This window comes from Corynebacterium pygosceleis (assembly GCF_016595275.2).
Lineage (GTDB): Bacteria > Actinomycetota > Actinomycetes > Mycobacteriales > Mycobacteriaceae > Corynebacterium > Corynebacterium pygosceleis.
The window spans coordinates 65,594-87,332 of the sequence record NZ_JAENIQ020000004.1 but is presented as its reverse complement, the minus strand read 5'-3'; the positions used below and the strand labels follow the sequence as shown (position 1 = coordinate 87,332).

The following is a 21,739-nucleotide window of genomic DNA, read 5'->3' as shown; positions in this document are numbered from 1 at the left end:
CTCGGATCCGTGGACAACAGAAACGGTCGACTCCCCAGAGAGATCTACATCCGTCGCCGGGTGGCGGCGATCGTCGTGCTGCTCCTCGTCTGTCTTCTGGTCGTGTGGCTGCTCTCCGCCCTCGTCGGGGGTGGAGATGATCCGCAACCGACCGCGGCCGAGGGCACCGCGGACACGACCCGGGTGGAACCGACCCCGTCCACGTCACGGACCTCGACGACGTCCACCACGGAGCCGGACGATGGGCGGGGGACCGGGGTCACGGGCGAGCGTCCCACCGACGAGACCGGGAGCGAGAAGCCCTACGCCGAGACCGGGACCTCCGGAGTCTCCGCGTCGTCGACGACGGAACAGCCCGCCCCCGAGGCGAAGAAGACCTGCGAACTCGGTGACCTGATCGTCAGCGCGACCTCGGACCAGGCCGCCTACGGACCTGACGTCCAGCCCAGTTTCTACATGACGGTGAAGAACCCGACCGCCGCGGACTGCGTGATCGACCTCGGCGAGGACGTTCTCCGTTTCGAGGTCTACGACCTCGCGACGAACCGGCGTGTCTGGTCCGACGTGGACTGCAACCCCGCCGTCGATGTCACCGAGCGGACGTTCCCGGCCGGGGAGGAACGCTACTACGAGGCGATCTGGTCACGGACGAACTCCGCTCCGGGCAGCTGCGGCGACCGCACACAGGTCCCCGCCGGTGGCTACTACCTGCACACTCTCGTCGGTGGCAACCACTCGGACGCGCACCCGTTCAACCTGATGTGACCCGGCGTCCTCATCCGAGGGCCGCGATCGCCTCACCGATGGTCGAGACGCGTCTGATCCGCATCCCCGGCACCTCCAACGGCTCGCCGGCCGGCACGATCGCGGACACGTAGCCCAGGCGTGCCGCCTCCTGCAGACGCCGCCGGAGATCGGGCACCCGCCTGATCTCGCCCGCCAACCCCACCTCCCCGAGGACCACCGTCTTCGGCGCTATCGGACGGCCGTCCATCGCTGAGACGGTGGCCAACGCGACGGCGAGATCCGCCGCGGGCTCCCCGACCTTCACCCCTCCGACCGTCGCGATGTAGACCTCCCTGTCGAAGGACTGCCTGCCCGCCCGCGCGGACAACACCGCCAGCACCATCGGTACCCGGGTCGCGTCGAGACCCGTGACCGCCCGCCGTGGATTCTTCGACTGGGTGGGGACCAGGAGCGACTGCACCTCCGCGAGAATCGGGCGCACCCCGTCCATCGCCACGGTCACCGCAGTGCCGTCCGGTGTGGAGTCCCGGTGGGAGAGGAACAACCCGGAGGGGTCCGCGACCTCCCGGATCCCGTCACCGGTCTGCTCGAAACACCCCACCTCGTCGGTCGCGCCGAACCGGTTCTTGATTCCGCGCAACATCCGCAGTGAGGAGTGACGGTCCCCCTCGAAGGTGAGGACCACGTCAACGAGGTGCTCGAGTACCCGGGGGCCCGCGACGGACCCGTCCTTGGTCACGTGCCCGACGAGCAGGACCGGGATCCCAGAGGTCTTCGCCAGCGTGGTGAGCGCGGCGGTGGTCGCCCGGGACTGCGCCACACCGCCGGACACCCCCTCGACCCCGCTGATGTGCATGGTCTGCACGGAATCCACGATCAGAAGACTCGGTTTCAGCTGCTCGACGTGTCCGAACACGACATCGAGGTCGGATTCCGCCGCGAGATAGAGCGTGGGTTGGAGTCCCCCGGTGCGCTGGGCGCGCATCCGCACCTGCCCCGCAGATTCCTCGGCCGTGATGTAGAGGGCCGTGCGGGTGCCGGTCGGGGTGGTGGAGGGCTGCGCCGCCCACCGGGCGGCGACCTCGAGCAGGAGAGTCGACTTACCCACGCCCGGTTCCCCGGCGAGGAGCACCACCGAACCGGGGACGATGCCGTCGCCGAGAACCCGGTCGAGCTCACCGATGCCCGTGGACACCGTCGTCGCGGACGCCGGATCGATCCGGCTGATCGGCACGGCGGGGGACGTCGGGGTCAGCCCGACCGGAGGGCTCCCCCCGACCGCGGCAGCCGCCGCACCCGAACCCCCGCCCGTCGCGGCGCGGGACTCCGTGAGTGTGCCCCATCCACCACAGTCGGGACAGCGTCCCAGCCACTTCGGTGTGCTGTAGCCGCACTCTGAACAGGTGTGCACGCTGCGCTGTCTCTTCGCCATGGGAACACCCTAACGCGCGGACACGACGCGGATGCGAAAAGGTGTTCGGATACGGTCATCACCGTCGGGTGGTGTGACGGCACCTCTGCGCCCGGTCTCCGGGGGGAGAGACGAAAAACCGGCCCTCTCCCACGGGGGAGGGGCCGGTTCGGGGTGGGGCTTTCCGTCAGTGTCCGGAGCTCTCACCGTGTCCGTCGCCGCCCTGCTCGGTGCGGTCGATGTCGGCGGGGGCGAGGGTGGGGGCGGCGATCGTCGCGCTCACGTCGATGGTTTCACCGTTGTCGAAGGTGAACACGATGTCGGCGTTGCCGCCCGGGGGGAAGCCCTTGTCCCGGACGCCGGTGACCAGATGGCTGATGCAGATACCGTCACCGACCTCCGGGAGTGAGTCCAGGTGCTCCCTGGAACCCGCGACGATGGAGCAGTCGCGGCCGAGCTCCGTCTCGCCCCGCAGCGTCACCTTCTCGCCGTCGACGGTCGCGCTCTTCAGTGCGTGGACGGTCATGTCGGTGTCCTGGTTCACCAGGGTGAAGCGGAGTGAGGCGGTTGATGTGCCGTTGACCTCCACCGTGACGTCCCGGACGGCCACCTTGCCGTCCGGGGTCTCGGCGCGGGCACCGTCGACCGCGGCGACCTGGCTCGCTGTCTGGGAGATCTGTCCGGAGCTGCACGCGCTCAAGGTCAGGGCTGCCGCAACGGAGACGAGGGCCGCTGCCGCGCCTTTCACGGTCTTGGTGGTCATCACTTTCAGTGTCCTCCATCGGAAGGCTTTCGGGTAAGGCAGTTGTTGCCCTTACTCTAGCTCCTGTTCAGACTCTCCACACAGTTCCGACGATCGGTGGAGGGGGAGGGCGGGGGCAATCATTTGATTGCGTCAACTGTCATCCCCGCGGCCTCCGCGCGGGCCACGTGTGGATCTCCCCGGCGGGTCCGTGCACGTCACCGCTCCGGACCGTGGGGCAAAACGGCTGGTTGCGGGCGTGATAGAATCAGCCCCGCAACAGTGAAGATTCACCGTGGCGCCGGTGGGCGCAGGAAGGTGCACCAAGTGGGCATGGATTTCAAGGTCGGGGACACCGTCGTCTATCCGCATCACGGCGCGGCCGTGATCGAGGCGATCGAGAGCCGGGAGATCGGTGGCGAGGTGCTCGACTATCTGGTCCTGCAGATCCACCAGTCGGACCTGACCGTCAAGGTCCCCACGAAGAACGCCGAACTCGTCGGTGTCCGTGACGTCGTCGGCGAGGAAGGCCTCCAGAAGGTCTTCGGCGTGCTGCGTGAAACCGATGTCGAGGAGGCGGGCAACTGGTCCCGCCGGTACAAGGCGAACCAGGAGCGTCTGGCCTCCGGTGACGTGAACAAGGTCGCCGAGGTCGTCCGTGACCTGTGGCGCCGTGACCAGGACCGTGGTCTGTCGGCGGGGGAGAAGCGGATGCTCGCCAAGGCCCGTCAGGTGCTCGTCGGTGAGCTCGCGCTCGCGGACGGCGTCGATGAGGCCAAGGCCGATGATCTTCAGGCGCAGATGGACGCGACCATCGAACGCCACCGGGCGGCGGGCCCCGGCGATGATGACGCCACCGCCACGAAGAAGGGCGGCGGAGACGTCCCGGACGTCAACCTCGACGACATCGATCTCGACTCCGACGACTGACCCCAGTGTCAGTGTCCTCCGATGACCGGCGGGTGACGGCGCTCCTCGCCGCAGCCGGCCGGGGTACCAGGCTGGGGGCCCCGGTACCGAAGGCGTTCGTGCCGCTGCGCGGCATGACCCTCGTCGAGCGCAGCGTCCGGGCGATGGCCACCTCCGGTGTCATCGATGAAGTGATCGTCCTCGTCAGCCCGGACATGGCGGACTACGCCCGAACCATCCTCGACCGCGCCGGACTCCTCGACGACCCGATGCTGCCCGTCCGGCTGGTCCACGGTGGCGGGGAGCGCGCCGACTCCGTCTGGGCCGGGCTGCGGTCCATCGACGCGGACGACGGGGTCGTCGTCATCCACGATGCCGCCCGCGCGCTCACCCCGCCCGGGCTCATCGCCCGGGTCGTCCGCCGTGTCAGGTCCGGCGAGGACGCGGTGATCCCCGTGCTGCCGGTGACCGACACCATCAAGGTCGTCGACGGAGACCGTGTCGTCGACACCCCACCCCGCTCCGACCTCCGCGCCGTCCAGACCCCGCAGGCCTTCGATCTCGCGGCACTGCGCGCCGCGAACATCGCCTACTTCAGTGCCGGGGACCCCGGTTTCACCGCCACCGACGACGCCTCGCTCATGGAATGGGCCGGGCACACCGTCACCTGCGTGAAAGGGGACCCGATGGCGCTGAAGGTGACCACCCCCATGGACATGATCCTCGCCCGGCACATCACCGACGAGGCCGAACCCACCATCTTCGAGGTACCCGGTGACTGAGAGACCCGTCATCCCGCGCGTCGGCATCGGCACCGACGCCCACCAGATCGAGGCAGGTAAAGAGTGCTGGATCGCCTGCCTGCACTTCGAGGGGGCGGACGGTTGCGAGGGGCACTCCGACGGTGACGTCGTCGCCCACGCGCTCGTCGACGCGCTGCTGTCCGCGGCGTCACTCGGTGACCTCGGTTCCTTCGTCGGTGTGGGGCGCGCCGAATACGACGGGGTCTCCGGTGCGCGTCTGCTCCGTGAGGCACGTGAACTCCTCGATGCCAACGGCTGGGCGATCGGAAACGCCGCCGTGCAGCTGATCGGCAACACCCCGAAGATGGGGCCGCGCCGGGTCGAGGCGCAGGACACCGTCGCCGGGATTCTCGGGGCCCCGGTCAACATCTCCGCGACCACGACCGACCACATGGGCTTCACCGGACGCGGCGAGGGGCGTGCCGCCGTCGCCACCGCGCTGGTGTACCCCGCGGTCTGACCGGTCCTCCCGCCGCCCGGAACCGGGGGTACGGCGGATAGGATGGGTGTCGTGACTCTGCGAATCTATGACTCAGCGACCCGTACCCTCCGCGACTTCGTGCCCCTGCGCCCCGGGCACGCCTCGGTGTACCTGTGTGGTGCGACGGTCCAGTCGGTTCCGCACATCGGCCACGTCCGCAGCGGGGTCGCGTTCGACATCCTCCGCAACTGGCTCGAGGCGAAGGGACTCGACGTGGCGTTCCTGCGCAACGTCACCGACATCGACGACAAGATCATCACCAAGGCCGCCGAGGCGGGGCGCCCCTGGTGGGAGTGGGCCGCCACCCACGAGCGCGCCTTCACCTGGGCCTACGACCAGCTCGGAGTGCGGCCCCCGTCCCTCGAGCCCCGGGCCACCGGCCACATCACCGAGATGATCGGGTACATGCAGCGGATCATCGACGCCGGTCACGGTTACGCCGCGGACGGCAACGTCTACTGCTCACCGACCACCATCGAGGGCTACGGAAGGATCTCCGGGCAGCGCCTCGACGAACTCGACCAGGGTGAATCGGCGGGCACCGGCAAACGGGACCCGCGCGACTTCACCATGTGGAAGGCCGCGAAACCCGGCGAGCCGTCCTGGCCGACCCCGTGGGGTGACGGCCGTCCCGGCTGGCACCTCGAGTGCTCGGCGATGGCCACCAAGTACCTCGGCGGGGAGTTCGACATCCACGGAGGCGGGCTGGACCTGAAGTTCCCGCACCACGAGAACGAGGCCGCGCAGGCCACCGCCGCCGGGGACGGATTCGCCCGATACTGGATGCACAACGGCTGGGTGACCATGGCGGGGGAGAAGATGAGCAAGTCCCTCGGCAACGTGCTCTCCGTTCCGCACGTCCTCACCCTCGTACGGCCGGTCGAGCTCCGTTACTACCTCGGCAGCGCCCACTACCGGTCCATGCTCGAGTACTCCGAGCAGACCCTCGCCGACGCCGCCACCGGGTACCGCCGCATCGAGGCGTTCCTGGACCGCGTCGGCCCCGTGGAACGCACCACGTGGACCGATCGCTTCGCCGCCGCGATGGACGACGATCTCGGGGTTCCGGCGGCGCTGGCCGAGGTCCACAACGCGGTCCGCGCCGGAAACACCGCCCTCGCCGCGGGGGACCGGGATGAAGCGGTTCGCCTCGCGGGTCAGATCCGTGCGATGATGGCCGTCCTCGGTGTCGACCCCCAGTCCGACACCTGGACCGCCTCCCGGAACAGCTCCGGTGGCACCGACGACACGGCGGGCGCGGCCCTGGACACCCTGATCCGGGCTGAACTGGACCGTCGTACCGCCGCCCGCGCGGCGAAGGACTGGGCTACAGCAGATGAGGTGCGCGACCGCCTGGCGGCGGCGGGCATCGAGATCACCGACACCGCCGACGGCCCACAGTGGTCGTTGCGCACCACCACCGACGACAAGTAAGGCCCCTGAAGCACCATGGCTGGAAATTCCAAACGCACCGGAGCGGTGCGCAAAACCGACAAGAAAACCGCCCAGGTAGGATCCGGTGGCCAGCGCCGTCGCGGTCTGCGCGGAAAAGGTCCCACCCCGAAGGCAGAGGACCGCACCTACCACGCCGCGCACAAGCGGAAGAAGGAGGCGGAGCGTCGCGCGCGCGGCCGTCACGTCAAGGAGGAGACCACCGAACTCGTCGTGGGGCGTAACCCCGTCGTCGAGTGCCTGCGTGCCAAGGCCCCGGCCAACGCCCTCTACGTCGCCCTCGGTACCGAGAGCGACGAGCGCCTGACGGAGGCCGTGCAGCTCGCCGGTCACCGTGGAATCTCCATCATCGAGGTACCGCGCACCGATCTGGACCGGATGACCGGAAACGGCATGCACCAGGGCATCGGCCTGCAGATGCCGCCGTTCCGCTATTCGGCGGTCGAGGACCTCATCGACCAGGTCAACGAGCGCGGCGAGTCCGGTCTGATCGTCTGTCTCGACAACGTCACCGATCCCCGCAACCTCGGTGCGGTCATCCGCTCCGTCGCCGCGTTCGGTGGCCACGGCGTCGTCATCCCCGAGCGTCGCTCCGCATCGGTCACGGCCGTCGCCTGGCGTACCTCCGCGGGTACCGCGGCCCGGCTCCCGGTCGCGAAGGCCACCAACCTGACCCGGACACTCAAGCAGTTCCAGAAGGCCGGTTACGAGGTCGTCGGTCTCGACGCGGGCGGCGGTCACACCCTCGACACCTACGACGGCACCGGCCCCACGGTCCTCGTCGTCGGCAGTGAGGGCAAGGGCATCTCCCGACTCGTCGGCGAGACCTGCGACGTCACCCTGTCCGTCCCGATGGCGGACTGGGTGGAATCACTCAACGCGTCCGTCGCCGCGGGCGTCGTGCTCAGCGAGTTCGCCCGTCAGCGCCGTGCGCAGCTGAGCTGATCCGCCCGACGGCGCACGGACGAGGGGAGCGGCTTCACCGGTCGAACGGTGGGCCGCTCCCCTCGTCCGTGTGTTCCTGCACCGCTACGCCGTCGGCTCCGTCGGCGGGGGAACATCGACGGCGTGATCGGCGGGTGTCGGTCGACCGTTCCGGGTACGGCGGCGGTGGGCGTCCTCGTCCCGCTGTGCGGTCCTCCCCCGGAGGTACCCGATGAGCCGGCAGACGAGGTAGATGACGAACGAGATGGTGGTGACGAACACGCTCACCGGTAGTCCGGGGGCGAGGGAGATGACGAAACCACCGAGTGCGGCGACCTCGGCGAACACCGTCGACAGCACGACCGCACGCACCGGGCTGGAGGTCACGTGCGCGGCCGCCGCCCCCGGCGTGATCAACAGGGAGATCACCAGCAGCGCACCGACGATCTGGACACCCTCTGCGGCCGACAGTCCGACGAGGACCGCGAACCCGACCGCGACGAGATGGACGTTGACGCCTGCGGCCGCCGCCATCTGCGGATCGGCGGAGGCGAACAGGATCGGTCGCCAGAACACGAGCACACATCCCACGACCAGGGCCGTGATCCCGGCGAGAAGCCACACGGAACCGGACTGGACACCGACGATCTGGCCGGTGAGCAGGGCGAAGGCATTGGATGACCGCCCCGGGTACAGATGGATGAACAGCACCGACAGTCCCATGCCGAAGCTCAGGACGACACCGACCGCCGTATCCTGCTGACGCATACCCAGCAGCGCGAGGACGATCGCGGCCACGATGGACCCCACGACGGCGCCGACCCCGACGTTCACGCTCAGCAGGAGCGCCGCCGAGGCACCCATCAGGGCCAGCTCACTCGTCCCGTGCACCGCGAAGGACATCCGGCGCAGCACGATCAGCGGAGCCATGACGCCCGACAGGATCCCGAGAAGTCCCGCGGCGATCAGGGAGGCGCGCACGAAGTCGACGCCGAGCAGGTAGCGGGTGTCGGTGATGAACTGGGTCATGTCCATGGTTGTTCCTCGGGGTCGGTGGGGCGGATCGGCGGGGACCGGTCAGATGACGATGAGACGACCGTTGACCTCCGCGACCTCCACACGGGTGCCGTAGAGTTCGGAGAGCGTCTCGGAGCGCATCACCTCGGACACGTCACCGAGGACGTGTCCGTACGGGCCGAGATAGAGCACCCTGTCGACGACCCGCAGGACAGGGTTGATGGAGTGGGTCACGAAAACGACCGCCGTCCCGGCCTCCCGACGTCGACGGTCGATGAGTTCCACGGTACGACGCTGCACACCCATGTCGAGGGAGAGCAGGGGTTCGTCGCAGAGCAGCAGTTCGGGATCATCGGCCAGTGCCTGCGCCTGGCGCACCAGCTGCTGCTGGCCACCGGACAGGCTGCCCACACGTCGGTCCGCGATACCGGTGGCCCCCACCTCGGCGAGCAGTTCATCGACGACGCCGCGCCGGGCCCGCCGGTTCCGGAACACGCCGTGTGCCGCCGAGAGGTTCACCAGGTCCCGGGCGCGGAGCGGCAGATCCGGGGAGAACATCCTCTGCTGGGGGATGAATCCGGTGCGCGCGTTCACGGTGACCCTGCCGTGGGTGAGCCCGCGGGTTCCGGTGACGGTGTGCAGGAGGGTCGATTTCCCGGCACCGTTGGGACCCAGGACCGCCAGGAACTCGCCGGGTTCGACCGTCATGTCCAACCCCGTGAAAAGGGGATCGACGGCTGCATCGGTGAACGTGAGGACCATGATCGTGGTTCTTTCTGGTCGGAGGCCGGGACGGGGACCCGGACAACAGTTGAGCCTTCCGTGCGGAAGAGGGCTCCGTACGGAAGGCTACAGGGGGAACGGCGGGTGCCGGAACCGGATCAGTTCTTCTTGACCTGCTGGGCACCGGCCTTGAGACGTTCGACCGCACCGTTGAAGAAGTCGAAGAAGTTCTCCGTGCGGGACGGGGTCTCGAAGACCTCGACCACGGGGATGCCGAGGCCGAGTGCCTCGTCGCGGAGGCGTTCGGTCGCGTCGGTGGCGGTCTGCGGGTTGAACACCAGGACGTCGATCTCGCCCTTCTTCAGGGATTCGGTGAATGCGGCGTAGTCGGCGGCGGAGGGCTCGGATTCCTTGAGCGTGGCGGTCCGGTAGCCCTCGGGGGTGGCCTCGGTCAGGGGGGAGTGCTCCACGATGTAGTCCGCGATGGGTTCGGTCTGGGCGACACGAACCGCCGGGATGGAGTCCATCTCGCTCTCGAGTGCGGAGAGCTTCTCCTTGAGTCTGCCGGTGTCGACCTTCGCATCGGGGCGCAGTGCGGAGACCCGCTCGGCGAGTTCGGTGCCGACCTCCTCGACGGCGTGCGGGTCGTACCAGATGTGCTCGTTCACGAGTTCGCCGTGCCCGTGATCATGCTCGTCACCGTGGTCGTGCCCGTGCTCATGGTCGTGATCGTGCTCGTCACCGTGGTCGTGGTCGTGTCCGTGCTCGTCACCGTGCTCATGGTCGTGCCCGTGGTCGTGCACCGTGAGGGGGAGTGCGTGGACGATGATTGATTCGTCCATGTTGCGGTACAGCCAGGAGTCGTATCCGCCACCACCGACGACGATCAGGTCGGCTTTCTTGGCCAGCGCCATGTCGGCTGCGGTCGGCTCGAAGGAGTGGGGGTCGGCGGCGTCGCCGACGATGATGGCCCGGATGTCGGCGTCCTGGTCCGAGACGACCATGCCGGCGACGTCGGACCACACCTGGGTCGAGGTCACGATGCTGAGCTTGTCGCCGCTGTCTGCGGCCGTGGTTTCGCCGGACTTCTCTGCCGGTGCCGCCGGTTCGGGGGAGGGGTTCTCGTTCCCCGGAGCGCAACCGGCGGTGGCCATGACCATGCCGGTGGCGAAGAGTGTCGCACCCGCGGTCCGGGCGGGGTGGTTCCGGAGATTGCGGAGGAGGGGACGGAGACTACTGTTGATCATGAAACCCAGTTTCAGCCAAATGATAACCTTTGTCAAGTTTATCTTTGTCTGAATGAGTTGTCGGTGCGGGGCGCACGTCGGACACCGTGGAACCGGGAATGCTAGGTTTTCTACATGGCAAAACGTAATCGGCAGCGCGGTACGCTCGCGTCTCTGGCCGCCGAACTCGGAGTGTCGAGAACAACCGTCTCCAACGCCTACAACCGCCCGGAACAGTTGTCCGCAGCCCTGCGGGAGAAGATCCTCGCCACCGCGGAACAGCGCGGCTACCCGGGACCGCACCCCACGGCCCGGTCACTGCGGACGCGCCGCGCCGGGGCCATCGGTGTGCTCCTGACCGAGCACCTGACCTACGCGTTCGAGGACCTCGCCTCGGTCGATTTTCTCGCCGGGATGGCGGAGGCCTCCTACGGCGGCAACACCTGTCTCACCCTGGTCCCGGTCGGTCCGGACAGTTCCGTCGACGTCACCGCCGCCGCCCAACTGGTCAATCAACCCGTGATAGACGGCTTCGTCGTCTACTCCGTCGCCGCCGACGACCCCTACCTCCAGGCCGCGCGGAACCGCCGTCTCCCCCTGGTCATCTGCGACCAGCCGGCCGATGAACTGGGTCTCCCGTTCGTCGGGATCGACGATCGCGCGGCGATCGCCCCCGCCGCACGCGCCCTCATCGACGCAGGCCACCGCAGGGTGGGGATCCTGTCCATCCGGCTGGACCGCCGCAAGAACGACGGGCCGGTGTCCCCCGGACGTCTGCGGACCGCCGGTCTGCATGTGCAGCGTTCCCGGGTGCTCGGAGCCCTCGACGTCTTCTCCTCCGCCGGAATTGACCCGGGCACCGTCCCTGTCATCGAGCGTCACATCAACGACCGTGCCAACAACGTCGACGCCGCCCGGGAACTTCTGGAGGGGCATCCGGATCTCACCGCGGTGCTCTGCACGACGGACTCCATGGCACTCGGTGTCCTCGACTACTGTGCCGCGCGCGGGATCTCCGTCCCGGATCAGCTGTCGGTCACGGGATTCGACGGCATCGTCACCGCCGTGGCCAGGGATCTGACCACCGTGATCCAACCGAACCGGGAGAAGGGGGCGGCCGCCGGACGAATGCTCTTCCGGCTCATCGAGGAGCGTCTCTCGGACGAGGGGGCCCCTCCGGTGGAACCCCTCCGCGAGCTCCTCGACACGGAACTCCGCCCGGGCGGGACCGTCACCGCTCCCCCCGACGGTCGCTGACGCGGAGGCGCTCAGCGGTCGAGGTACGCGGAGCGGGCCTCCGCGAGGCGCCCGAGTACGGCGCACACCCCGTCGGTGTCGGCGACCCGGTGCCCGGCGGCCGTCGGGCCGTCGCCGACCTTGATCCCCAGATCACCGTCGCCCAGAACCCCGAAACCGTTCTCGTCGGTGACATCGTCACCGAGGAACACGATCGCGTCCCACCCGCCCCGTTCCCTCGCGCCGCTGATCCAGGTTCCCTTGTCGACGGAGACCGCGGAGAACTCGACGATGCATTTGCCCGTGGACACGTGCAGCCCCTCGGGGCACAGTTCCACGGCGCGGCGGAGCAGCCGTTCGCCCGCCTCCCGGTCCGGGACCCTTCTCGTGTGCAGCACGCGGTGGAGGGGCTTCACCTCCACGGCCGCACCGGGGCACCCGTCGACCAGTGGTTCGAGCAGCTCCGTCACCGCATCGAGGCGGCGCCGTTGTTCGACGGTCGGGGCGACCGTGTCACCGGTGCTCTCCGCTCCGTGACTGCCGACGAGGTCGACGGCCGCGCCGGCTCCGGCCAGGCGGCGGAGAGTGGCCAGATCACGACCGGAGAGAATCACGGCTCCGGTGTCCGGGAGGCCCCCCAGAGTCTCGAGCGCGGTGACGGAGTCCCTGTTGACGGGCACGGTCTCCGGATCATCCTGGAGCTCTGCGATGGTGCCGTCGAAGTCGGAGATGACGAGAAGTCGGGGAACTCGGGAGAGTGAGTCGAGGATACTGTCGAGGCTGGTGTCGTCCATGCCTTCCGATGGTACGTCGGACCGCTCAGCTCGAGGTGGTCAGGCGCAGCCCCCGCTTGTCGACGCCGGTGTCCGTGGCATCGGTGAGCAGGAGTTCACCGTCCTGGGGCCGGGAGACGCGGAGTTCACCGGCGCGCAGAATCTCCAGGAGGGCATCGTGGAAGTACAGCTCGGCACCTTCGCAGCCGCCGTCTCCCCGGACCGTCAGATCCCGGAACACGAACGTGGCGGCGGTGGTGTCCGTCGCGGCGACCCGCTCACCGTTGCCGTCCAGGAAGTCCACGGCACCGGTGAACGGGGAGCAGCCCGTGTCCCCGGCGACGGTGCTGTCGCCGAACGCGAGATGTGTGCGCCCGGCGAGACCGTCGGGCAGGACACTCGGGTGCTCCGCATCGGTGTAGACGTTGGTGACCTGCCAGTTCGAGGAAACCACCGGAGCCTGGCCCTGGGTGCACCCGGTGAGGAGGATCGCCGCGAGGGCGGTGGCCGCCGCCGGTGCGCGGAAACGTGTGCCCATCAGTGCTCCCTCAGTGCGTCGAGGAAGGAACGGGCCCACAGATCGACATCGTGGTCGACGACCTGGCGGTACATGGAGAGCATCCGCTCCCGGGCATCGTCCGGACCGTCACTCAGCATGGTGACCGCCGTCATCAGCTGGCGTTTCACCGAATCCCCGTCGTGCGGGTTGCAGAGGAAGGCCCGGTTGAGTTCGGTGGCGGAGCCGGCGAACTCACTGAGCACCAGTGCACCGGTGCCGTCACCGTGGCAGGCCACGTATTCCTTGGCGACGAGGTTCATCCCGTCCTTGAACGGAGTCACGAGCATGACATCCGCCGCGACATAGCAGCCGAAGAGCTGCCGTTTGTCCAGGGAACGGTGCAGGTAGTGGACGACGGGGCGTCCGACCTCCGCGAAGCGTCCGTTGATCCGGCCGACGGCCTCCTCCACGCGCGCCCGGGTGCGCCGGTAGTGTTCCAGCCTTTCCCGTGACGGGGTGGCGATCTGCAACAGCACCGAGGTACGTGGATCGAGGGCACCGGACTCCAGCAGTTCCTCGTAGGCGGTCAGCCGTTGCAGGATGCCCTTCGTGTAGTCGAGTCGATCCACACCGAGGATCATCGTCACGGGGTCCCCGAGGCGCCGCCGGATGTCGGCGGCGTCGACCCGACCGGCGGTGTCGACCACGGCGGCGGTGTCGATCGAGATGGGGAACGCGGCGACACCCACGCGACGCCCGTCGGGTGCGGTGATGTGCGCGGAGACCCGCCTCACCGAGGCACGGCCCTCCACCGTGAGGGTGTCCGGCTGGCCGGTGTGTGAACCGGTGGTGCCGGCGACGGAGCGGGCCAGGGTGAGGAAATTGTCTGCGTTCTCGGGCAGGTGGAAACCGATGACGTCGGCCCCCAGCAGTCCACGGACGATCTCCTCGCGCCAGGGCAGCTGGCGGAACAGCTCCGCAGGGGGGAACGGGATGTGCAGGAAGAAACCGATCGTCAGATCCGGGCGCAGCTGCCGGAGAATGCCGGGGACGAGCTGGAGCTGGTAGTCCTGCACCCACACCGTCGCACCTTCGGCGGCCACGGAGGCGACCTCACGGGCGAAGGTGTAGTTGACCTCGCGGTAGGTCTCCCACCAGGAGCGGTCGTAGGTGGGGGGAACGATGAGATCGTGGTAGAGCGGCCAGAGCGTGGCGTTGGAGAAACCTTCGTAGAACTCCTCGTAGTCCGTGGCGGTCAGCGTCACGGGATGCAGGAGTATCCCGGAATCCGTGCGGAAGGGGTCCATGCCGCCGTCGACGGTTCCGGGCCAGCCGACCCAGCAACCGGCGTTCCGTTCCAGGACCGGACTGAGCGCGGTGACGAGCCCGCCCGGACTCGGGGTGAAACTCCGGGTTCCGTCCGGATTGACGGTGACGTCGACGGGCAACCTGTTCGCCACGACGACGAAGTCGTTGCCGCCCGTCACCGGTGTCTGAGCCGACCGTGGCACGACGCTCACCGTCAGGCCTTCTTCGTGGTTTTCTTGGTCGTCTTCTTCGCCGCGGTCTTCTTGGCGGTGGTCTTCTTCGTGGTTTTCTTGGTGGTCTTCTTCGCCGTGGTCTTCTTGGCGGTGGTCTTCTTCGTGGTCTTCTTCGTCGTCTTTCTGGTGCCCTTACGCCCCTTGGCGGACTCCGCCTCCGCCGCCTCCGCGTGCTCAGCGGCGATCTTGCGGTAGTTCAGGCCCTCGGGCGCGACTCCGAGCATCGACGCGAGCGTGACACAGTCGAAGAAATCGGTGGAGTAGGTCGCGACTATCCGGCGGGCCGCCTTCGCGGTGTTCTCCTCCACGGTGTGCAGCGACTCGGCGTTGGTGGTGCGGGTGTCTGTGACCTTGGGCGGCACTGATCCTCCTGGAATCGTCGGCTGGGGCTGGGCTGCGCACCGATCATCCTACGCCACGTCACCGCCACGAACATGCCGGACCCGGTGGGAACCGGTTCCCTCAGCTCTGCCGCTCCGGAGTCGCCGGAGCCTCCGGCCCGGCGGAGGCACCCGGATTCCTGTTCTTCGCGTTTCGCACCGCGTTCCGTGCCTTGTTCTGGTGGCGCGTGACGGCGGATCCGGTACGCCGTGCGACCCGCGCCACCGGGCGGGAGTGCCGGAAGGAGGAGGCCCGGCGCCGGGCGAAACTGGTGTACCGGTTCAGCGGCGGCGGACGGCGCAGTTTCCGCGCGACCCACTCGCCCAGCACCACTCCGGCGGCCAGGGAGGACCCGATGGCCAGGGCCAGCGCCATGTTCCCGAACCCCTGGACCAGCTGCTCGTTGAGCAGGGTGTACATGCCCCGGTAGATCGTCAGGCCCGGCAGTAGGGGGGTGATGCCCGCGACCGCCGTGATCAGTGGCGGAATGAGGAAACGCCGGGCGAGCAGACCTCCGGCGAGACCGATGATCGTGGCGGTGATGCCCAGTCCGACGACGGGACTCATGCCGAGGGGAATGAGCACGAAGTAGTAGCACGCGGACCCAGCCAGGGACGTCAGCCCCGAGATCCACACCGACGGCCACTCCGCGAACGCAGCGACCGCGAACGCCGCCGATGCGGCGGCGCCCGCCAGGACCTTCGCGGAGGTGGAGGCGAAGTTGACCGGTGCCGTCGCCTCCAGCGGCGGCAACGTGACACCCAGCGCCGTCGACGCCTGGATGCCGATGGCGACACCCGCGATGATCCCGCCGGTGAGCATGATGGTCTGGAAGAACCGGGCCGATGCCGTCACCGGGGCGCCGGTGATCCCGTCCTGGATGGCCTGAACCAGCGTCAGACCCGCGAGCAGCACGATGATCCCCGACGCGATGATCTGTCCCGGCGCGAGATTGATTCCGTTCTCCAGAGCCCAGTTGTAGGTCATCGCGGCAGGTAGCGTCGCGACGAAACCGCCGTACATGTTCCGGTAGAACTCCGGAAGTCCCTTCCGTTCCAGCCAGATGTGACCGGCCATGATCACCAGCGCGGTGAGGAACGAGATGACGGAGACCAGCCACCCGCCGCCGAGCAGCACGGCGACGGCGGCCGCGAGTCCCGCCCACCCGAAGATCGCGGTGCGGAACCCGTACGGCGGGGGCATCGACGTCAGATCGTTCAGGATCTGCTCCGCCACGTTGGGCGGTGTCGCACCCGCCTGGATCGACCGGATCAGACGGTCGACCTCGGCGAGCTTGGAGAAGTCGAGGTCCAGTTTGGGCACGACGCGGAACACCGTGATCGGGATCTTGCTGGTCGTCCCGATCTGGGTGAACAGCTGGATCGTGTTGAAGGTGATGTCGACGTGCACGTAGTGCAGTCCGTACGCGGAGCACACGGTGTGGACATGGACCCGCGTGTCATGGTTGCCGGTCCCCGAGTACAGGAGATAGCCGCCGATCCGGGCGGCGAGATCCATGACGCCGGTGACCTGGGCGGGATCGGTGAGATCGATCGGCGCCAGGGGTGAGGGTGGTGGAGCGGCCTTGGCCTCGTCGATCGTCGCGAAACGACCCTGGCGGGACCTGAACAGCCGCAGGCTGGTCAAGATATCGGACACGTCGGCTACTGATCCTCCGGGAGACGACTGCTGAGAACGTGCGGTCGCACGCGTCGGGAGCAGCTTACCCCTGTCCATCCCCGCACGGAACAGACCCCGGGTGGTGCAGGTCTTGGACTTGGACGGGGATCGTCCGGTATCATCCTCGCGTGCCCCGGACACACGGTCCGGGGCGTTGCTGGAGTGGCGCAATTGGTAGCGCACCGGTCTTGTAAACCGGTGGTTGTGGGTTCGAGTCCCATCTCCAGCTCACCCGGAGAACCGCAGTGGCCGCACCCGTACCGCAGCCACTGCGGTTCTCCCGTCTCCCGGTCCCTCCGGAGACTCCCGGGCGGCACCGTCCGTGTCAGTCCGGGTCGGCGGTGCCGAGGTTGAGAATCGCCTCCGTCATGCTGGTGCGTTGCCGGGCGGTCATGGTGCGGTGGTCGAGGGCGTCGTGGAGCCACAGCCCCTCCGCCGCGAGCACCTTCAGATAGCGGAGACGACCGGCTTCGGTGTCGGTGTCGGAGACGTCGGGGGCCCAGCGGGAGAGGACCGGTTGCCAGGCGTCCCCCAGGTCCGGGTTCTGTGTGGTCTCCAGGGTGAGCATGAGTTCCGCCCGGGTGACGGACGTCGCCATGGACAGCACGTACGCACGGAGCCGGGTGTCCGCGTCGACGCTGTCGGCCGTCCCACCGGCGAGTTCCCGGAGCTGCTCCTCCCAGTCGTCGGCGAGGGATCCGACGATCCCGAGGAGCAGTTCCTGCCGGGTGGGGAAGTGGTACATCAGCCCACCCTTGCTGATCCCGGCCCGTTCGGCGACCGATTCGAGGGACACCGCGTTGAGTCCGTGTTCCTCGATGAGTGCGATCGCCGATGTCAGGATGTGGTCGCGTCTGCTCGGACGCATCAGTGCCGGATCTCCTTCACACTGTCGACGGTACGCCCGGTGAAGATCCGGGCCATACCCACGGTACCGAGTGCGCTCAAGACGGTGACAATCACCATGATCAGGTTGAAACCGTGTTCGAAGGCGACACGCGCGGCATCGATGACGGTCTGTGATCCCGTCGCAAGTGCCTGTTCGACGCCTTCCCCGGCCGCGGAGGGGGCACGTGCGGCGTAGAAGGCGGCCTGCAGACTGCCGAGCACGGCGACGGAGAGGAGCGCACCGAATTCGTAGGACACCTCCTCGATCGCGGAAGCCATGCCCGCCCGGGACGGGCCCGCACCGCCGAGAATCGCGATGGAGGCGACCGGGAGTGTCGCGCCGGCGCCGGCGCCCACGATCATCAGACCCGCGATGAACACCGCGGGAACCCCCAGTTGATGGCCCGCGAGGAACACTGTGAACCCTGTCGTGCAGGTGGCGAATCCGCCGACGATCAGGGTCCGGAACCCGAGGCGGCGGAGGAGGATTCCACCGGCCAGCGCCGTGGGAAAGGCCGAAATCGAGATTGCCGCGGCGAGGCCGCCCGCCTGGAGTGGACTGTAACCGGACACCAGCTGGAAACGTTGGGTTATCAGCAGTTCCGTGCCCGCCAGGAGAAAGGTCGCCGACCCGGCGGCCAGAACGCCGCCGCTGAAGGCCCGCTGCCGGAAGATCCGGAAATCGATCAGTGGTTCGGAGAGTGCGAGCTGTCGCCGTCGGAACGCAACGGCACCGACCGCCGCGGTCAGTGCCGCGGCGACGGCGATCGCAGGATCAGGGTGGGCTCCGATGGTGAGTTTGATGGCGAGCACGGATCCGGACAGTGTGACGAGTGCCAGCAGGGAGGACAGGGCGTCCCAGCGTCTGTCGGGGTTGACCCGGTTCGGTGGCGCGGTGAACGGCAGGGCGAACAGTGCGATGAGGGTGATCGGGATGTTGATGAGGAACACCGACCCCCACCAGAACCACTCCAGGAGCAGGCCCCCGAGGAGTGGTCCGGCGACGGTGCCGAGAACGGCCGTGGCGCCCCAGACACCGACGGCCGTGTTGCGCTCCCGGGGATCCGTGAATGTCACCCGGATCAGTGCCAGCGTCGCGGGCATCATCATCGCCGCGCCGACGGCGAGGCACGTCCGGGCGATGATGAGAACCGTCACCGTCGGTGCGAGGGCCGCCAGCAGTGAAGCCGCGCCGAACACCACCAGACCGCCGGTGAACAGTCGGCGGTGGCCGTACCGGTCCCCGAGTGCGCCGGTTCCGGGGAGGAGTCCGGCCATGACGAGGGGGTAGGCGTTGATGATCCAGAGGGCCTGGTGTGAGGTGGCGCCGAGATCCTGACGGAGACTCGGGAGGGCGGTGTAGAGGATCGAGTTGTCGATGCCGATCAGGAGGAGTCCGGCACTGATGACGGCGAGGAATGTCCAGCGGCGTGGAAGTGAGAAAGTGGATGGCACAACCGTAACTATACCATCCGGTCGGTAAAGTTTCTGATTTGTCGCCATGCCGGAGCGCCGACACGTCGGGAACTCGGGCCGTCGGAGTCCGGATCGGCCGCGTGGCGGCCGCACCGCCGACATCCGCCGTCGGTCCGGACCGGGTCGGTGCCTCCCCCGCGCGGAAGCCGGAGGGGCAGTACACCAGATACCTGGCGAGAACGCCCGTGGAGGTTCACCATGGGGGCAGACAGAGAATCAATCGGGTGCACACACAAGGAGCACAGCAGAACATGTCACAGAGTTTCGCCGAACAGATCGTCGCCACCCTCGAACGGCAGGGGGTCACCCGGATCTTCGGCCTCGTCGGGGACAGTCTCAACCCCATCGTCGATGCCGTCCGGCGCAGCAGCATCGAGTGGGTCCACGTGCGCAACGAGGAGGTGGGTGCCTTCGCCGCAGGCGCGCACTCCCTCGTCACCGGTGAACTCGCCGTGTGCGCCGGCTCCTGCGGGCCCGGAAACACGCACCTCATCCAGGGGCTCTACGATTCGCACCGCAACGGAGCCAAGGTGCTGGCGATCGCGAGCCACATCCCGTCCCTCCAGATCGGCTCCGATTTCTTCCAGGAGACCCACCCGACGCAGATCTTCGGGGAGTGCTCCGGCTACTGCGAGCTGATCAACTCCCCGTCCCAGGGAGCCCGTGTGCTGCACAACGCGATCCAGTCCACGATGGCGGGTCGGGGTGTCAGCGTCATCGTCGTCCCCGGGGACATCACCACCGAGGACGCCGTGCCCACCCCGGAGCTGAACAGCGTCATCTCCGCGCACCGCCCGATCGTCTTCCCCCACCCCGAACAGGCCGCGAAACTGGTTCAGGCGATCAACGAGGCGAAAACCGTGACCCTGTTCTGCGGTGTCGGCTGTGCCGACGCACGGGAGCAGGTGTTCGCGCTCGCCGAGAAGATCAAGGCCCCCGTCGGCCACGCGCTGGGCGGCAAGATGTTCATCCAGCACGACAACCCCTACGAGGTCGGCATGTCCGGTCTCCTCGGATACGGGGCCTGCTTCGACGCCTGCGACGAGGCGGACCTGCTGATCCTGCTGGGCACCGATTTCCCCTACAACGACTTCCTGCCCGGCGGGAACGTCGCACAGGTCGACATCAACGGCGCCCACATCGGCAGGCGCACCGAGGTGAAGTACCCCGTCGTCGGCGACGTGAAGGCCACCATCGAGAACATCCTCCCCTCGATCGAGGAGAAGAACGACCGATCCTTCCTGGACAAGATGCTCAAGGAGCACGCCAAGAAGATCGAGCACGTCGTCGAGGCGTACACCAGCAACATCGAGCACCACACCCCGATCCACCCCGAGTACGCCGCCGACATCATCGACGAACTCGCCGCGGAGGACGCGATCTTCACCGTCGACACCGGCATGTGCAACGTGTGGGCCGCCCGCTACATCAACAACCCCACCGGCAACCGCACGATGCTCGGCTCCTTCCGTCACGGCACGATGGCCAACGCCCTCCCGCAGGCCATCGGAGCCCAGGCCGCGGCCCCCGAACGCCAGGTGATCTCCATGTCCGGTGACGGTGGGCTGGCGATGCTCATGGGCGAGCTGCTCACCGTGAAGCTGCACCAGCTGCCGGTCAAGACCATCGTGTTCAACAACTCCTCGCTGGGCATGGTGAAACTGGAGATGCTCGTCGAGGGCATCCCCGAATTCGCCACCGACCACGAGGAGGTCAACTTCGCGGCCATCGCCGAAGCCTGCGGCATCCGCTCGGTGCGGATCACCGACCCGGGCAGGCTCCGGAGCGAACTCGGCGCGGCCCTCGCCCTCGACGAGCCGGTGCTCATCGACATCGTCACCGACCCGAACGCGCTGTCCATCCCGCCGGACATCACCCTCGAGCAGGTCATGGGCTTCTCCAAGGCGGCCGCCCGCACGGTCCTCGACGGCGGCGTGGGCCGGATGTACGACCTCGCGATGAGCAACCTCCGGAACATCCCGCGCCCCTGACCACCGGCCGGTCTTGACCTTCACGCCGCGGCAACCCCGAGAGTGGTGTCCGTGACCGACTACACGATTGGACGGGCCGCGGAGGAACTGGGCGTGACCGCCCGGACCCTGCGGCACTGGGACGAGATCGGGCTGCTCAGCCCGGGTTGGCGCACGGAGACCGGCGACTACCGCCTGTACACCGACGCCGACCTGGACCGCGGCCTCGACATCCTCATCTACCGGCGGGCCGGTGTCCCGCTCCGGGACATCGCCGTTCTGCTGGCGGAACCCGGGGACAGGCGGGACCGGCTGCTCACCCAGCGGGAGCTCCTCGTCCGACGGATAGGTCACCTGCACCGGATGGTCCGGGCAGTGGATTCGATCCTGGAAGGGGACACCGTGACAATGCAGGACAAGAAGGCGATATTCGGCGAGGATTACCCTGCCCGGCAGGCCGAGGCGGAGGAGCGTTGGGGCGACACCGGGGACTGGTCGCACGCCCGGGACGCGATGAAGACGATGGACGCCGAGGGCTTCCGCAGGGTGAAGGCGGAGACCGACGCCTTCGCGGCGGCCCTGGTCGACGCCCGGGACCGTGGGGTGGCCCCGGGCGACGCCGAGGCGGACGCGCTCATCGAGCGCCACGCCGCGATGGTGGACACGTTCTACCCGTGCACCCGGGCGAAGCAGATTCTCCTCGCCCGGATGTACGCCGTGGACGGTCGTTTCGCCGCGTACACCGGCGACGCCGCCGATTACCTGGTCGAGCTCGTCGAGGCGAAGGCCCGCGCGGAGGGAATCGACCCGGACACCGTCGCCTGGGGGTGACATCCGCGCACGAGAAGGCGGGCCCCGGG

General features: G+C 68.1%; 21 protein-coding genes and 1 tRNA gene. 10 read left to right on the top strand and 12 right to left on the bottom strand.

Annotated elements, in window-relative coordinates; all coding sequences use genetic code 11:
- Positions 1-9: 9 nt before the first annotated feature.
- Positions 10-765, top strand: a complete 756-nt coding sequence (locus JIM94_RS09075) for a hypothetical protein (protein ID WP_200253489.1) — start codon at positions 10-12, stop codon at positions 763-765.
- 10 nt (positions 766-775) lie between these two features.
- Here JIM94_RS09075 and radA read toward each other — a convergent pair whose 3' ends face one another.
- Positions 776-2,179: a DNA repair protein RadA gene (radA, locus tag JIM94_RS09070; protein WP_200253487.1), complete on the bottom strand. Its 1,404-nt coding sequence runs from the start codon at positions 2,177-2,179 to the stop codon at positions 776-778.
- A 166-nt stretch (positions 2,180-2,345) separates the two neighbouring features.
- Positions 2,346-2,921 (bottom strand): hypothetical protein, encoded by a 576-nt coding sequence (locus tag JIM94_RS09065; protein WP_200253485.1) that lies wholly within the window; start codon positions 2,919-2,921, stop codon positions 2,346-2,348.
- A gap of 312 nt (positions 2,922-3,233) precedes the next feature.
- Here JIM94_RS09065 and JIM94_RS09060 point away from each other — a divergent pair, with 312 nt between their 5' ends.
- Genes JIM94_RS09060 through rlmB form a run of 5 tightly spaced genes read left to right on the top strand, consistent with a single transcriptional unit; the run spans position 3,234 to position 7,490 of the window.
- Positions 3,234-3,830, top strand: coding sequence for a CarD family transcriptional regulator (locus tag JIM94_RS09060; RefSeq protein WP_200253483.1), 597 nt, complete (start codon positions 3,234-3,236; stop codon positions 3,828-3,830).
- Positions 3,831-3,841: 11 nt separating this feature from the next.
- Positions 3,842-4,591, top strand: a complete 750-nt coding sequence (ispD, locus tag JIM94_RS09055; protein WP_248086062.1) for a 2-C-methyl-D-erythritol 4-phosphate cytidylyltransferase — start codon at positions 3,842-3,844, stop codon at positions 4,589-4,591.
- The gene (gene ispF / locus JIM94_RS09050) at positions 4,584-5,072 is read left to right on the top strand and encodes a 2-C-methyl-D-erythritol 2,4-cyclodiphosphate synthase (protein ID WP_200253481.1); all 489 of its coding nucleotides are present in this window, start codon (positions 4,584-4,586) and stop codon (positions 5,070-5,072) included. The genes ispD and ispF overlap by 8 nt, the downstream gene beginning before the upstream one ends.
- A 51-nt stretch (positions 5,073-5,123) precedes the next feature.
- A complete protein-coding gene (gene cysS / locus JIM94_RS09045; RefSeq protein WP_200253479.1) occupies positions 5,124-6,527 on the top strand; it encodes a cysteine--tRNA ligase in 1,404 nt (467 codons plus the stop codon).
- Positions 6,528-6,542: 15 nt separating this feature from the next.
- Positions 6,543-7,490, top strand: a complete 948-nt coding sequence (gene rlmB, locus JIM94_RS09040; RefSeq protein ID WP_200253477.1) for a 23S rRNA (guanosine(2251)-2'-O)-methyltransferase RlmB — start codon at positions 6,543-6,545, stop codon at positions 7,488-7,490.
- A gap of 84 nt (positions 7,491-7,574) precedes the next feature.
- On the opposite strand, the gene JIM94_RS09035 is transcribed toward rlmB, so the two are convergent.
- The 3 genes from JIM94_RS09035 to JIM94_RS09025 form a co-directional block, all read right to left on the bottom strand.
- Entirely contained in the window at positions 7,575-8,498 is a 924-nt protein-coding gene (locus JIM94_RS09035; RefSeq protein ID WP_410170854.1) for a metal ABC transporter permease, read from the bottom strand.
- Between the two features lie 48 nt (positions 8,499-8,546).
- Positions 8,547-9,248, bottom strand: coding sequence for a metal ABC transporter ATP-binding protein (locus JIM94_RS09030; RefSeq protein WP_200253473.1), 702 nt, complete (start codon positions 9,246-9,248; stop codon positions 8,547-8,549).
- Positions 9,249-9,367: 119 nt separating this feature from the next.
- Positions 9,368-10,456, bottom strand: a complete 1,089-nt coding sequence (locus JIM94_RS09025) for a metal ABC transporter solute-binding protein, Zn/Mn family (protein ID WP_200253471.1) — start codon at positions 10,454-10,456, stop codon at positions 9,368-9,370.
- Positions 10,457-10,570: 114 nt separating this feature from the next.
- On the opposite strand from JIM94_RS09025, the gene JIM94_RS09020 reads away from it, so the two are divergent.
- Positions 10,571-11,692, top strand: coding sequence for a LacI family DNA-binding transcriptional regulator (locus JIM94_RS09020; protein ID WP_200253469.1), 1,122 nt, complete (start codon positions 10,571-10,573; stop codon positions 11,690-11,692).
- Positions 11,693-11,703: 11 nt separating this feature from the next.
- Here JIM94_RS09020 and otsB read toward each other — a convergent pair whose 3' ends face one another.
- The 5 genes from otsB to thrE form a co-directional block, all read right to left on the bottom strand.
- Complete coding sequence (gene otsB / locus JIM94_RS09015; RefSeq protein WP_200253467.1) at positions 11,704-12,465, bottom strand: trehalose-phosphatase; 762 nt, start codon at positions 12,463-12,465, stop codon at positions 11,704-11,706.
- 25 nt (positions 12,466-12,490) lie between these two features.
- Complete coding sequence (locus tag JIM94_RS09010) at positions 12,491-12,982, bottom strand: hypothetical protein (protein WP_200253465.1); 492 nt, start codon at positions 12,980-12,982, stop codon at positions 12,491-12,493.
- Positions 12,982-14,430 (bottom strand): alpha,alpha-trehalose-phosphate synthase (UDP-forming), encoded by a 1,449-nt coding sequence (locus JIM94_RS09005; RefSeq protein ID WP_200253671.1) that lies wholly within the window; start codon positions 14,428-14,430, stop codon positions 12,982-12,984. The genes JIM94_RS09010 and JIM94_RS09005 overlap by 1 nt, the downstream gene beginning before the upstream one ends.
- Before the next feature lie 35 nt (positions 14,431-14,465).
- Positions 14,466-14,846 carry a hypothetical protein gene (locus JIM94_RS09000; RefSeq protein WP_200253463.1) on the bottom strand — a complete coding sequence of 127 codons (381 nt, stop codon included), beginning with the start codon at positions 14,844-14,846 and terminating at the stop codon, positions 14,466-14,468.
- Positions 14,847-14,946: 100 nt separating this feature from the next.
- Positions 14,947-16,524, bottom strand: a complete 1,578-nt coding sequence (gene thrE / locus JIM94_RS08995) for a threonine/serine exporter ThrE (RefSeq protein WP_200253461.1) — start codon at positions 16,522-16,524, stop codon at positions 14,947-14,949.
- A gap of 177 nt (positions 16,525-16,701) precedes the next feature.
- Here thrE and JIM94_RS08990 point away from each other — a divergent pair.
- Positions 16,702-16,774 (top strand) — tRNA-Thr (locus JIM94_RS08990).
- Positions 16,775-16,870: 96 nt separating this feature from the next.
- Here the strand turns inward: JIM94_RS08990 and JIM94_RS08985 are convergent.
- Positions 16,871-17,413 (bottom strand): TetR/AcrR family transcriptional regulator, encoded by a 543-nt coding sequence (locus tag JIM94_RS08985; protein ID WP_200253459.1) that lies wholly within the window; start codon positions 17,411-17,413, stop codon positions 16,871-16,873.
- A complete protein-coding gene (locus JIM94_RS08980; protein ID WP_200253457.1) occupies positions 17,413-18,936 on the bottom strand; it encodes an MFS transporter in 1,524 nt (507 codons plus the stop codon). The genes JIM94_RS08985 and JIM94_RS08980 overlap by 1 nt, the downstream gene beginning before the upstream one ends.
- A gap of 224 nt (positions 18,937-19,160) precedes the next feature.
- Between JIM94_RS08980 and JIM94_RS08975 the strand changes: the two genes are divergently transcribed.
- A complete protein-coding gene (locus tag JIM94_RS08975; protein ID WP_200253455.1) occupies positions 19,161-20,900 on the top strand; it encodes a pyruvate dehydrogenase in 1,740 nt (579 codons plus the stop codon).
- Between the two features lie 51 nt (positions 20,901-20,951).
- The gene (locus tag JIM94_RS08970; RefSeq protein WP_200253453.1) at positions 20,952-21,710 is read left to right on the top strand and encodes a MerR family transcriptional regulator; all 759 of its coding nucleotides are present in this window, start codon (positions 20,952-20,954) and stop codon (positions 21,708-21,710) included.
- Positions 21,711-21,739 lie beyond the last annotated feature (29 nt).